This window comes from Rossellomorea aquimaris, assembly GCF_020171925.1.
GTDB lineage: Bacteria > Bacillota > Bacilli > Bacillales > Bacillaceae_B > Rossellomorea > Rossellomorea aquimaris_F.
In genome coordinates, this window is record NZ_JAIVAR010000002.1 from 167947 (window position 1) to 180551 (window position 12605).

The following is a 12605-nucleotide window of genomic DNA, read 5'->3' on the forward strand; positions in this document are numbered from 1 at the left end:
TTCTCCCCATAAAAAAGAGCACTGACAAAGTCAGCGCTCTTTTGAGCAAGGGTCATTCTTTCCCCACACCATTCATGATCATCTGCACGGTCATCTCGATTTCCTTCTCATCATCCCAGTCCTCTTCAGGGAGGAACACGTAGCGGACGAGCAGGAGGCCGAAGATGCTCGTGGCCGAGAAGCGGACGACTGCCGGCGAAGGAAGGTCGATGATCTGGCCTTTTTCCTTGTAATGGTCGACGAGCAGGGTGAATTTTTCAAAGATTTTTGTTGCGATGTGTTCTTTGAATTGCTCCTTCAGCTCGGGATGGAACGGGATCTCCTGGATCAGGATCTTGAAGGCGGACATATTGTCCTTCAGGAATTCCTGCCGGTTCAGGATCATTGCCTTCAGGAAATCTTCGTAACGGTCGTACCTGGCGTCCAGTACTTTATTGATATCACGGATCACGAATGGGGCGATCAGTTTCGCGATGGTCGGTGAAACGATGGAAAGGAGCAGGTCCTTCTTCGTTTTATAGTGGCGGAAGATGGTACCCTCCGCCACGCCTGCTTTCTTCGCGATCTGACTCGTGGAAGTGGCGGCATAGCCTTTTTCCGCGAACATTTCGATCGCGGCTTCCACGATTTTCTGCTGCTTCTCCGTGAAGGCTTCTTCTTGTTCGAATAATTGTTGAAAGATATCTTTTTCCTCAGCCATTCATAAACCCCTAACGTAGTCTTAGTACCTTATATTTTACGGTATTTTTTGAGCGCTGCAACATTCAGGATGATGAAGAGCAGCGAGAAGCCTGCAAGGACGGCCAGGTTGAAGAGCAGATCGCCGAACCCGAATCCCCGGATCATCACATCGCGAAGCGCGCCGGCCGCATAATAGAGCGGCGTGAACGGGCCGACCCAGCTGAGCCATTCCGAGATCGTGTCGAGATTGAATAATCCCGAGAAGAAAATCTGTGGAATCACGACAATCGGGATGAATTGCATCATCTGTAACTCATTTTTGGCAAAAGCGGACAATAGGATCCCAAGCGTCAAGGCTGTGAAGGATAACAGGACGATGACGACCAGTACGTTAAAGAAGCTTCCTGCCATCATCATGTCGAGGATATAGATCGCATACCACGAGATCAACGCCGCCTGCAGCAGTGTCACTATCCCGAACCCGAGCACATAGCTGACGACCATCTCCCAGATCCTGATCGGTGACGTTAATAGCCGTTCAAGTGTCCCGGTCGTCCTTTCTCTTAAAAAAGAGACCCCGCTCACGAGGAACACGAAGAAGAACACAAAGAATCCAAGCAATACTGGACCGAACGAATCGAACATCCCCATGTCTTCATTTCCATATAAAAACGTCACTCGATCTGATAGATTGGCAGAGTCCGAGGAAAATAACGTCTGCACTTCCTTCATGACGGCTCCATTCACCGTCGGGTCGCTGCCTTCCACGACAATGTCTGGGGTCCCGGAGGTGTTGAAGGTGACATATCCGTCCAGATCGCCGTCCCTGATGGCGTCGAGTGCTTCGTCCTTCTTGTCATAGCGTTCAAATCCGCTAAGATCGAGCTTTGCCTCAAGTGGGGCAGGTACATCGACGACCGCCACTTTCGCTTCATAGTCATTGGAAGAAAACACGAGCGAAAGCATCGTCATGATCAAAAGGGGAGCCAAAAACATCAGCGCAAGTGTACGTTTATCACGGAAAAGCTGTCGGATGATGCGCAGAACGAATCCACTAATTCTCAAGGGAAACACCTCCATTTTTCAAAAAGACATCTTCGATGGAATTCACGCCGTATTGCGATTTAATCGCATCCGGTGTGTCACTCGAGATGATTTTCCCGTGCTGCAGGAGCCCGAGCCTGTCACAGCGCTCCGCTTCATCCATGACGTGTGTCGTGATGATGATCGTCCGGCCTTCTTCCTTGAGGGCGTGGAACCCATCCCAGATCTCTTTTCTCAGTACGGGATCGATCCCGACGGTCGGTTCATCGAGGAAAAGGACGTCGGGGTCGTGCAGCAAGGCGATCGCGAGCGAAAGTCTCCTCTTCATGCCACCTGAGTATTGACTGACAGGTTTGTCGAGATGGGGGAGGAGGTCGACCATCTCCATCACTTTCTCGATTTGCTTTTTTCGTTTCGATTTTGATAAGCCGTAAAGGGAAGCGGTGAACAACAGGTTCTCCTTCGCCGTCAGCTCTTCATAGAGGGCATCGGACTGCGCCATATACCCAATGGAAGGGTACAGGTCCTTCGCCTTCAGCTCTTTGCCCTTGAATGTGACGCTTCCTTCCGACGGAAGCTCGAGGCCGATCATCATTTTGATCATGGTCGTCTTTCCGGAACCGGAAGGGCCGAGCAGTCCGTAAATTTCCCCTGGCTGGATATCCAGCGAGATGTCGTTTAACACATCCTGATTTTTGAATGACTTTGATATTGCGTTTAACTGAATGATCGAATCCATGGTCTACACACCTTTCGAGAGGTTGTCGGTCTAATAGTGAGTGATTACTCACTTATAGTGTATGACGATTGGTTGGATTTGTAAAGTGAGTAATCACTCACTTTTATAAAAATATATGCCATTTCGCTAAAAATAGTCGTGGAACAGCGTAAAATAAAAAAAGCATGGGACATTCATCGAATGTCCCATGCTTTGCTGTTTCGTCCTTATTCCACCTGGTCGTTATCCCATTGATAGCTCCAGAAATTCTCCGTCGTCACCCATTTCAATGCTTCCGGATCGTTCACTTTAAGGCCTTTCTCAAGGTCCTTCAGCATCCATGCGGTTTGAGAGATATGAGCTTTCAGCGTATTGATCTTCTGGTCCCGGACAGGGGTGATATCGTTGATGATATCCGGTTCCCCAAGCTCTTCACGGCAGTTCTTGGAGAAGGCGAGGCAGTGCAGTTTCGGGCGTGATTCCTTCGGAAGTCGGCGCACTGCGCGGACGACCGCACGAGCCGTCGCTTCATGGTCCGGGTGTACGGAGTAGCCTGGATAGAAGCTGATGATCAGGGAAGGATCCAATTCATCGATCAGACCCGTCACCATGTTGGCAAGCTTTTCGTCGTTTTCAAATTCGAGCGTTTTATCACGGTAGCCCATCATGCGAAGGTCTGTGATGCCCATCGCTTCCGCGGCTTTTTTCAATTCTTTCTTGCGGATGAGGGGAAGCGACTCGCGTGTCGCGAACGGCGGGTTCCCGAGGTTGCGTCCCATTTCACCGAGCGTAAGGCATGCGTATGTGACGGGTGTACCGTTATTGATATGCGTTGAAATCGTACCTGAAACACCGAATGCTTCATCATCCGGATGCGGGAAGATGACAAGGACTCTATTTTCTTGTTCCATTATTGACTCTCCTTTTCTTACATGTACTTATCCGATTTGATTCTAGCGAGCTGAAGTCAGCTGAACGGTACAGGGCTGATTTCGAGGGCGACGGCCAATTTTCCATCCGATCCGTGACCGGCCATCAACAGGCGTCCGTGCTCATCCATCTCGTAGTGGGTGAGGCCCTCTGCGTAAATCCAGCCGAGTTCGATCTTCAATCCGACACGGAAAGGACCGTCCCCGATGATTTTTCCATGCTCATAGTTGACTTTCGCGTTCCGGATATAGGCACCGGCGTTGAAGAAGCCTTCGTTGAAGTGAGCGGCATAGGCTCCGTTCGTCGTTTCCAAATGTATATAGACATCCTGACGGGCGAATTGATTGATCAATCCCTGCACGTCGGCAATCTTGATCGGTTCCATTCCATTTCCTCCTTAGGTACAGAAAAGACTCTTACGTATTATGTACCATTTTACTAAAGTTCTTCAGCGATTGCGAAAAGTCTGTTCGAGAGGGGGATGTAAAAAAGGGTGCCAGGCACAAAACGGTCGTTTTGTGCCTGGCACCCGAAAGCCTTCCCGAGATTAGTTCTCGAAACGGTTATAAGCTCCGTGCATCACAGGGCCGACATATTCATTCAGTTTGAATCCGTGCTTGATGGCAGCCGTGACGAATGATTTTGCGTTTTCAACGGCTTCCTTCACCTCTTGCCCGTTGGCAAGGTTGGACGTGATGGCTGCTGCAAACGTACAGCCTGCACCGTGATTATACGACGTTTCCACTTTTTCTTCTTCTAGGAGCGTGAATTCGTTCCCATCATAGAAAAGGTCAAGCGCCTTGTCGTGTTGCAGTTGTTTGCCGCCTTTGATGACAACGTTCTTCGCACCAAGGTCGTGGATTTTCTTAGCCGCTTCCTTCAAGCCGTCGATCGTCTTGATCGGACCTGTCCCGGCAAGCTGTCCAGCTTCGAATAGGTTCGGCGTCACAACCGTTGCGCGCTGCAGGAGGTGCTCCCTCATGGCGTCGGTCGTTTCAGGGTTCAGGACCTCGTCTTCCCCTTTACAAACCATGACCGGGTCGATCACGACTTTATCCAAACCGAACTGGTCGATTTTTTTCGCCGCAAGCTCGATGATCTCGACCGTTCCGAGCATACCGGTCTTCATCGCGTCGATCCCTACGGAAAGGACCGTCTCCAATTGTGCTTCCAGTGTATCGATCGAAAGGGGATGGACGTTATGGTGCCAGTGGTTGTTCGGATCCATCGTCACGACCGTCGTCAGTGCCGTCATTCCATACACACCGTGCTCCTGGAATGTTTTCAGGTCTGCCTGGATGCCGGCTCCGCCGCTTGTATCCGATCCTGCAATCGTTAAGGTTTTTTTCAATGTCATGGGTAATTACCTCCTATGGTTTCATGTCCAAATTCGTCTGAATAAAGGATATAATACCGCAGGTGGAATTACAACTTTTCTTACCCACCATGATGAAGGTACGTCCCTCACCGCTTTAACGCGATGAGGGACGTACCTTCGGGGTCAGAATGGTTTTGGGTTGTTTGTGTTTGCCTCTTTGGTGGCAACGATGACGAGTTTCCCTTTGTCCAGCTCTTCTTCGTAGGTATCTGCTTCGGTCCGGTTCATGCCGACGGCTTTCATTTTGTCACGGAGTTCATCTCCGCGGCTTTTGAACAGATTGCCAACGCTTTCGATCCAACCTTGTTCCTTCATCCCGATGGTTTCCGTGCCTGTCCCTTCGGTGAGATCCTCCGAGCGATGTTTGTCGTGTGCGAACAGATAGATTTCGTCTTTTGAGTAACCTTCAGTTGTCAATGCTTCGATTTTCGTCTTGGCTCCGACTACATTTTCTGCAAGTTCCACTTTATACATTGATTAGTAGACCTCCTCTAATAAACGTTTGATGGTGCTCTCCAGGTTGAATTTCATGAAGCCCCTTCTGTTGAACATCTTATTTCTGTCTTACCCGCTGCAAAAACAGTGAAACTTCCATAATCTAGTAACTCTATTAAAGAGAATTATTGTTTCCAAGATTCGACAAATTTCCTTATAATAGAGAGAAGGAAGGTGAACGCTCTTGAGTACTCAATATGAAAAGATCCAGCAGATGGAAGCAATATTGGAAGAGTTGAAAGCAAATGAAAGAGAAACAAGTGCCACAATGGCTGTCAAACATAGAAGAGAACGGAATTTCCGTATGCCGGGACGCTCGATCCTCGGACTCTGGAAGAATCGATTCCTGATCCTCCTCCTCGTGATCATCATACTGGTAGGGGGGACGGCAGCCGGGATGTATGCATGGCTCGGAGGCTCGACATTTACAGAGGAAAGGGGCTCGTTTGTCGAGCGGATCCAGGACATGAGTTCACTCGCCACTGCACAGGGCTTTGTGAAAGCCGTCATCGAACAAGAGGACAATCAGCTATTCGGGAAAGAAATCAGTGCCGATCTTCCGGGGACAAAGCGGAAGCTGTTGATGGTGGTACCGGGGACGGTCCTTGCCGGAGTGGATTTACAGCAAGTGGACGGGGACGATATAGTCGTGGATGACGTGAAGAAGGAAATCGAACTCACGCTGCCCCGTGCGGAAATCCTTCAGGAGCCTTCGATTGATACAGACGGGATCAAAACGTTTTCGGTCGAAGGGATCTTCAGGAATGATGTTGACTGGAATGAAGGATTCGCCCTTGCTGAAGTGGCGAAGGACATGATCAGTCAGGAGGCGGTCGAGCAAGGGATCCTGACCGCAGCCGAGAAAAATGCCGAGAAGTCATTGAAGGGCTTTTTTGAACAGTTGGGTTATGATGTGATTATTACATTTGAGGACTAGAGGGGAGTGTCTGACCGTGTCTTCCGTTTTTCAAAACGATTGGTCTGAGGTTCTGGGAGAGGAGCTTCAGAAAGAGTATTATTTAAACTTGAGAGAATGGCTGAAAAATGAATATGAAACGAAGAACACGCATCCATCCATGGACGATGTGTTCAATGCGTTTCATTATACGGCGTATCATGATGTAAAGGTGGTCTTACTCGGACAGGATCCCTATCATGGGCCGAATCAGGCGGAGGGGCTCAGTTTTTCAGTGAAAAAAGGGGTCAAGCTGCCTCCGTCCCTTCGGAATATGTATAAAGAGCTTGAGGCAGATATCGGGTGCAGCATCCCCCGGCACGGGTCGCTAGTGAAGTGGGCGAAACAGGGTGTCCTCCTTCTGAATACCGTGTTGACCGTCGAAGAGGGGAAGGCCCATTCCCATCGCGGTAATGGATGGGAGACGTTCACGGACCGGGTCATCACACTCCTCAATGAGCGGGAGGAACCGATGGTGTTCCTGTTATGGGGAAAACCGGCCCAGGGCAAACGGGCGTTGATCGATGAAAGTAAACATGGGGTGATCACCGCTCCGCATCCAAGTCCACTATCTGCGCACCGGGGGTTCTTCGGAAGCAGACCGTATTCAAGGGCAAATCAATTTTTAAAAGAAAAGGGGCTTGAACCAATCGACTGGTGCGTGAAATAGGGGATTTGTTTCACGTGAAACATCGTGATCCCCGCGCAATGATCGGCCCCGTGGGAGGCGAGAGGATTGAATAAGGAGCAAGCAGTCAATTGCTTTAAATGTTGCTATTTTTATACAACGTGGGAGCCTGCCCATCCACGGGGATGCAAAGGATATGGCTTCAAGACGAAAGCGATGCCTTCCGCGGTGGTCCTCCGTTCTTCGGGCCGTCCTTGTTTGAAGTTTTCACCTAAATCTTCATCGAAACATATTTGATTATTCTTTGATTTAGAATTAGGATTATGATGTGGTAACAAATGAAATCTCGTGCACATGAAAGGAGGCGCGTGGATGAATATCCCTCATCAAAGTGTGATCAAGAGCATTGAACGAGAACTGGGTAAAGCGAAATCTGCGGAGAAATCCCAGCAGATTCGAGAACATATACATTCGATCAAAGTGTTGTGTGAAGTCCTCCTTGAAGAAAACAATGGAGGCGGGACGTTCACTGCACCCGTACAGACTCAGCAAATGGTGCCTTTCACCCCTCAGCAGCAACAGTCTGTAGAGAGGCCGGTGTCGGTCCAGAAGGAAGAACCGCTGGAAACGGATGATGGAGCGAATGGGGACTCGCTATTCGATTTTTGATGTGTCGGGTCCATTTGAAACAATAGACCGTTAGTAGAAGGGAGGGGGAGAGAGATGAAGACATTCATCATCATAGGAGCGTTGAGTGCATTCTTGTCGGTTGGACTCGGCGCTTTCGGTGCACATGCACTTGAAGGCAAGATCGAGCAGAAGTACATAGACACATGGAACACAGCTGTTCTTTATCAGATGTTCCATGCGATCGGGATTCTGATCATCGGTGTGTTGATGGGGACGGTTTCCCCGACATCGTTATTATCATGGTCGGGCTGGCTGATGCTGATCGGTACGATCCTGTTCTCGGGTAGCCTGTATGTGCTCAGCATCTCGGGCATTAAAATCCTGGGGGCCATCACGCCACTTGGCGGCGTAAGCTTCCTCGCAGGCTGGGTGCTGCTCATCGTTTTCGCTGCGAAAACGATGTAATCGCCTGATACACAATGAACGAAGGCCCGTCCCTCACCGCTTTAAAGCGGTGAGGGACGGGCCTTTCATGTGAAAAAGTGTCCAAAATGATTTGAACACTTTAGGGTCGTTCTTTATCGTTGTGAGTAGTTGGTCAGTCCGCCTGCCCCGAATGGGTATTCGTACTCGATTTCTTCATCGAATGTGATGTAATCCAAGTAGATCATCGGGATGAGGTAGCGCGTTCCGTTCTCCGGATCACTCAGGATGAGGTGATCACGCCCGGCGGCTTCGATGATGCCCTTGAAGACTTTTGCATTCCATTTTGTATTGTTCTCGAATGTGGTGTATACAGTCGCGACCTTCCCTTTGTTCAGGCGCAGGATGTTCTCGATATAGGACTCTTCGATCGGGAGCATGCCCGGAACATTTTGCGTCGGTGCCTTTGCGTTCTGCTGCGCGGGAGGCGTTTGATAGTATTGAGGTTGCCCTTGCTGGGGCTGCCCCTGCACTCCGGTATTGTAAAATTGACGATACGGATCATACGCAGATTGGTTATACCCTCCGTAATAAGGGTTGGATTGGTTATTCGACAAGTGATTGACCTCCTTCATAATCATGAAAATACGAAACTAAAAAGCCTGATCTTCATCAGTAGACACTTGGACAATCCGCCCTGGTCGGAACAAAGAAGCAGTGGGCTTTATAACGGCCGGAATTCGATTGATTGTACCATTGGCCAGGACATCCGCCCTCAGGCCTGAAAAACCACAATGAATATTCCGCCGGGTGGTATCTGCTGCCTTTGATTGTCTTTCTCGCAAGCGAGATATCCTTCTCCCTCGCACGTTGATAGAAATATCCCTTCTGGGTGGCTTCAAACCCACCGGGATTCTGGAACACCATTTTTTGCAGGGAGCTAATGTTCTTGAAATCAAGGCACTTCGCCCTTACACGGTTGACCCCGACATTTCCCACCATCAACATCCCAAGCTCACCATCACCCTCGGCTTCAGCCCTCATCAATCGAGCAAGGAGCTTCACTTCCTTCTCGTTATAAGGAATCACACCCATCTTCCCACCTCTATTCAGAAGATGCTTTATGTCTCACTATTCAATGTCTATGTCTTTATGGGAAAAGATATTCTTATTTATTGGGAGGTTGTTTTTATTTGAGTGGGGGCCTTCCTCTAGCATGAAAAAAAGCACGGGATCCAGGATCCACGTGCTTTTTTAAAAATCGAATTAGACTTCAAGGAACTTCGCAATCTTGTCTTCTTCTAACAGATTCCCGACATAGAATGCACCGAACTCACCGTAACGAGCACTTACTTCATCAAAGCGCATCTCGTATACGAGCTTCTTGAATTGAAGGACGTCATCGGCAAATAGCGTCACGCCCCATTCGTAGTCATCGAATCCGACTGAACCGGTGATGATCTGCTTGACCTTGCCCGCGTATTGACGACCGATCATACCGTGGCTCTTCATCATTTCGCGACGATCTTCCATCGGGAGCATGTACCAGTTATCATTGCCTTGGCGGCGCTTGTCCATTGGATAGAAGCAGACGTGTTTCGCCTTTGGCAGAATCGGATAAATGCGCTCCTTCACATACGGATTGTCATACGGATCGCCTTCTGTCGGCATGTAGTTCCCAAGCTCGACGACGGACACGTATGAGAATGTCGGAATCGTGAATTCAGCAATCTTCAGCTTGTTGAATTCGTTCTCAAGCTCATTCAATTCCTCCATCGTCGGACGAAGGATCATCAGCATGAAATCCGCTTTCTGACCCACGATCGTGTAAAGGGCGTGGCTTCCTTCCTTCGCTTCCTGCGTACTGTTCAACTTATCTAAGAAACGGTGATATTCACTGATCGCCGCGTCCCTCTCTTCAGCGGGCAGCATCTTCCATGACGTCCAATCCATCGCACGGAAATCATGCAGTGAGTACCAACCATCCAACGTTTGTGCTGGTTCTGGCATGTTCAATCACTCCTTAACATCTTTATCCACCTGGCTCATTTCATCATCGGTTATGTAAAAAAAGGATTTCATCCCAACAACGAAAATCACCTTCCGAATTTACTATATCATAGTTTGGACAAAGAGAAAGAATACGAAACCCAAATGTCGTTAAAATGGCACAAATAAAGGATAGGAAGCGCTTTTACAGAACACACTAAAGAGGGCTTACATAGTGGAGTATCCCGATGCCAACCGGGGTAAGGAATTGATGAGAGGGAAAGAGGAATAGTTTGAAAACAAAGACTTTTAACTTGTAACCGATAACATTCTGCCTTTTCCTTGAATTCCTATATGAGTAGAGTATTCTAAGAATGGATATGTATAAATCAAGGAGGTTCCTCTATTGAGTAACTTATTTACAACACTGACAGATAAAATCAAAGGCAAAGAATTGAAGATCGTCTTCCCTGAAGGCAAGGATGAGCGCATCGTGCGCGCGGCATCACGCCTTGCAAGCGACGGCATTCTGACACCGATCATCGTCGGAAATACAGCAGAAGTCCAAGCGGTTGCAGACGAGTCAGGCGTCAAGCTTGACGGCTGTGAAGTGGTCGATCCCGCTGAATTCGACGGCATGGATGACCTTGTGAAGAGCTTCGTTGAACGCCGTAAAGGAAAAGCGACGGAAGAAGATGCGAAGAAGATCCTTCTAGACGGCAACTACTTCGGTACAATGCTTGTTTACACAGGACAAGCACACGGCCTTGTAAGTGGAGCGGCACACTCAACGGCTGACACGGTCCGCCCAGCCCTTCAGATCATCAAGACAAAAGAAGGCGTAAGAAAGACATCCGGCGTATTCATCATGGTGCGTGGCGATGAGAAGTATGTATTCGCTGACTGTGCGATCAACATCTCCCCTGACAGCCAGGACCTTGCCGAAATCGCGATCGAAAGTGCCAAAACGGCGGATATGTTCGATATCGACCCTCGTGTCGCGATGCTCAGCTTCTCCACAAAAGGCTCAGCAAAATCAGCTGAAACCGAAAAAGTCGTCGAAGCCGTGAAGGTAGCGAAGGACAAAGCACCTGAGCTCACAATCGACGGAGAATTCCAATTCGACGCAGCGTTCGTACCGTCCGTTGCCGAGAAAAAAGCACCTGGCGCAGACATCCAAGGAAACGCAAACGTATTCGTATTCCCAAGCCTCGAAGCAGGGAACATCGGCTACAAAATCGCTCAACGCCTCGGAAACTTCGAAGCAGTCGGCCCGATCCTTCAAGGATTGAACGCCCCTGTAAACGACCTTTCCCGCGGATGCAACGAGGAAGATGTATATAAACTAGCATTGATTACGGCTGCACAGGCGCTGTAAGGAGTGTGGGAGCTGGACTTCTTTTGGGGAGTCCGGCTTTTTTTGTGGGGTATTGTTGCGGGGGTGTGGTTTGGGGTGTGTACCTGGTACAGTGGGGTGGTTTTGTACCAGGTACAATTGGGTGTTGGTGTACCAGGTACAAAAGGGGGATGGTGTACCTGGTACACGTAAGCGTTTTTGTACCAGGTACATCGTTGGAACGAGGGTGCCTGGCTCGATCGGGTGTTTTGAGCCTGGTTCAAAATGGGGAATCTGAGCCAGGCTCGTTTTGGCTTGGTTGAGCCAGGCTCAATGATTGCGCTCAGTGCCAGGCACAAATAGGGCTCATTGTGCCAGGCACAAAACCCCCATTCTGTACCTGGCACCCACAACCCCGCCATCAACCAAATCCCCCCGCCAACCTTTTCCTCCCCCACACCAACTTATGATATAATAATCCCGCATGTTTTCAGTGAAGGAGAAACGGTATGGATAAGGAAAAAGCATATGCACTGCTTCGTCAGGAAAAGTGGAGGGTGATCGATCAGTCGAGTCTCGGGCCGATGTTCGGTGCTCTGCAGTCTTTTGCGATGGATGATACGTTGTGTACGGCTGTGGGAGCGGGGGAGTCCGACCCGGCGGCGCGTTCATGGGTCCATCATCGGACGGTGGTGCTTGGGATACAGGATACGAAGCTGCCGTTTCTATCCGATGCGTTAGGCGTGTTGGAGGAAGCGGGTTATCAATATATTGTGCGGAACTCGGGTGGTCTCGCGGTTGTACTGGACGAAGGGGTCCTGAATCTCTCATTGGTGTTCCCTGATTCCGATAAGGGGATCGATATCAATCGCGGCTATGATGCGATGTGGCTTCTTGTCCGTGAGATGTTCAAGGACTTCGATGTCGAGATCGAGGCGAAGGAAATCACGGAGTCGTATTGTCCAGGTAGTTATGATTTGAGTATCGGGGACCGGAAGTTTGCCGGGATCTCGCAGCGCCGGATCCGGAATGGCGTGGCGGTTCAGATTTATCTGTGTGTGAACGGAAGCGGATCGGAACGGGCGGATTTGATCAGGACCTTTTATGACACGGGGCTCCGAGGGGAAGTGACGAAATTCACGTTCCCGAACATAAGGCCAGAAGTGATGGCTTCGCTTTCAGAGTTATTGGGAGTGGAATTGTCCGTTGCGGATGTCATGCTGAGGTTCCTGCAAGCGTTGAAATCGTCCAGCGGAGAGATTTATTCGAGCGCCCTTCAAGGCGGGGAGTATGCGATGTATGAGGCCTACTACCAAAGAGTCGTCGAGCGGAACGACAAAGTATTGAAATGATGGGAAGATCCAGCGGCCAGCGGTCACTGGATCTTTTCTATTGGAA

16 protein-coding genes are annotated in these 12605 nt (G+C 49.5%); 6 read left to right on the plus strand and 10 right to left on the minus strand.

Features of this window, described 5'->3' with window-relative positions; all coding sequences use genetic code 11:
- Nucleotides 1-52: 52 nt before the first annotated feature.
- The 7 genes from LCM10_RS08555 to LCM10_RS08585 form a co-directional block, all read right to left on the minus strand.
- Nucleotides 53-700, minus strand: coding sequence for a TetR/AcrR family transcriptional regulator (locus tag LCM10_RS08555; RefSeq protein ID WP_224875818.1), 648 nt, complete (start codon nucleotides 698-700; stop codon nucleotides 53-55).
- A gap of 29 nt (nucleotides 701-729) precedes the next feature.
- Nucleotides 730-1746, minus strand: coding sequence for an ABC transporter permease (locus tag LCM10_RS08560; protein WP_224875819.1), 1017 nt, complete (start codon nucleotides 1744-1746; stop codon nucleotides 730-732).
- Entirely contained in the window at nucleotides 1736-2464 is a 729-nt protein-coding gene (locus LCM10_RS08565; protein WP_224875820.1) for an ABC transporter ATP-binding protein, read from the minus strand. The genes LCM10_RS08560 and LCM10_RS08565 overlap by 11 nt, the downstream gene beginning before the upstream one ends.
- Nucleotides 2465-2670: 206 nt before the next feature.
- Nucleotides 2671-3354: a bacillithiol biosynthesis deacetylase BshB2 gene (bshB2, locus tag LCM10_RS08570; protein ID WP_224875821.1), complete on the minus strand. Its 684-nt coding sequence runs from the start codon at nucleotides 3352-3354 to the stop codon at nucleotides 2671-2673.
- A 56-nt stretch (nucleotides 3355-3410) separates the two neighbouring features.
- Nucleotides 3411-3758 carry a YojF family protein gene (locus tag LCM10_RS08575; protein WP_224875822.1) on the minus strand — a complete coding sequence of 116 codons (348 nt, stop codon included), beginning with the start codon at nucleotides 3756-3758 and terminating at the stop codon, nucleotides 3411-3413.
- A gap of 162 nt (nucleotides 3759-3920) precedes the next feature.
- Complete coding sequence (pdxK, locus tag LCM10_RS08580) at nucleotides 3921-4730, minus strand: pyridoxine/pyridoxal/pyridoxamine kinase (RefSeq protein ID WP_224875823.1); 810 nt, start codon at nucleotides 4728-4730, stop codon at nucleotides 3921-3923.
- Between the two features lie 144 nt (nucleotides 4731-4874).
- Nucleotides 4875-5225, minus strand: coding sequence for a general stress protein (locus LCM10_RS08585; protein WP_224875824.1), 351 nt, complete (start codon nucleotides 5223-5225; stop codon nucleotides 4875-4877).
- A 205-nt stretch (nucleotides 5226-5430) separates the two neighbouring features.
- Between LCM10_RS08585 and LCM10_RS08590 the strand changes: the two genes are divergently transcribed.
- The 4 genes from LCM10_RS08590 (at nucleotide 5431) to LCM10_RS08610 (ending at nucleotide 7924) form a co-directional block, all read left to right on the plus strand.
- Nucleotides 5431-6183: a DUF4230 domain-containing protein gene (locus LCM10_RS08590; protein ID WP_224875825.1), complete on the plus strand. Its 753-nt coding sequence runs from the start codon at nucleotides 5431-5433 to the stop codon at nucleotides 6181-6183.
- Between the two features lie 16 nt (nucleotides 6184-6199).
- Nucleotides 6200-6871 carry a uracil-DNA glycosylase gene (locus LCM10_RS08595; RefSeq protein ID WP_224875826.1) on the plus strand — a complete coding sequence of 224 codons (672 nt, stop codon included), beginning with the start codon at nucleotides 6200-6202 and terminating at the stop codon, nucleotides 6869-6871.
- 330 nt (nucleotides 6872-7201) lie between these two features.
- The gene (locus LCM10_RS08605; protein WP_224875828.1) at nucleotides 7202-7498 is read left to right on the plus strand and encodes a YwdI family protein; all 297 of its coding nucleotides are present in this window, start codon (nucleotides 7202-7204) and stop codon (nucleotides 7496-7498) included.
- Between the two features lie 54 nt (nucleotides 7499-7552).
- The gene (locus LCM10_RS08610; RefSeq protein ID WP_224875829.1) at nucleotides 7553-7924 is read left to right on the plus strand and encodes a DUF423 domain-containing protein; all 372 of its coding nucleotides are present in this window, start codon (nucleotides 7553-7555) and stop codon (nucleotides 7922-7924) included.
- A 113-nt stretch (nucleotides 7925-8037) separates the two neighbouring features.
- Here the strand turns inward: LCM10_RS08610 and gerQ are convergent, their stop codons facing one another.
- From gerQ to hemQ, 3 genes are all read right to left on the minus strand, one after another.
- Nucleotides 8038-8517 (minus strand): spore coat protein GerQ, encoded by a 480-nt coding sequence (gene gerQ, locus LCM10_RS08615; RefSeq protein WP_412103389.1) that lies wholly within the window; start codon nucleotides 8515-8517, stop codon nucleotides 8038-8040.
- 37 nt (nucleotides 8518-8554) lie between these two features.
- Nucleotides 8555-8977 carry a cell wall hydrolase gene (locus LCM10_RS08620; RefSeq protein WP_224875831.1) on the minus strand — a complete coding sequence of 141 codons (423 nt, stop codon included), beginning with the start codon at nucleotides 8975-8977 and terminating at the stop codon, nucleotides 8555-8557.
- Nucleotides 8978-9148: 171 nt separating this feature from the next.
- Entirely contained in the window at nucleotides 9149-9892 is a 744-nt protein-coding gene (gene hemQ / locus LCM10_RS08625; RefSeq protein ID WP_224875832.1) for a hydrogen peroxide-dependent heme synthase, read from the minus strand.
- Between the two features lie 385 nt (nucleotides 9893-10277).
- Here hemQ and pta point away from each other — a divergent pair, with 385 nt between their 5' ends.
- Together pta and LCM10_RS08635 are read left to right on the plus strand one after the other, a co-directional pair.
- Entirely contained in the window at nucleotides 10278-11249 is a 972-nt protein-coding gene (gene pta, locus LCM10_RS08630) for a phosphate acetyltransferase (protein ID WP_224875833.1), read from the plus strand.
- A gap of 467 nt (nucleotides 11250-11716) precedes the next feature.
- Complete coding sequence (locus tag LCM10_RS08635; RefSeq protein ID WP_224875834.1) at nucleotides 11717-12559, plus strand: biotin/lipoate A/B protein ligase family protein; 843 nt, start codon at nucleotides 11717-11719, stop codon at nucleotides 12557-12559.
- The last annotated feature ends 46 nt before the right edge of the window (nucleotides 12560-12605 follow it).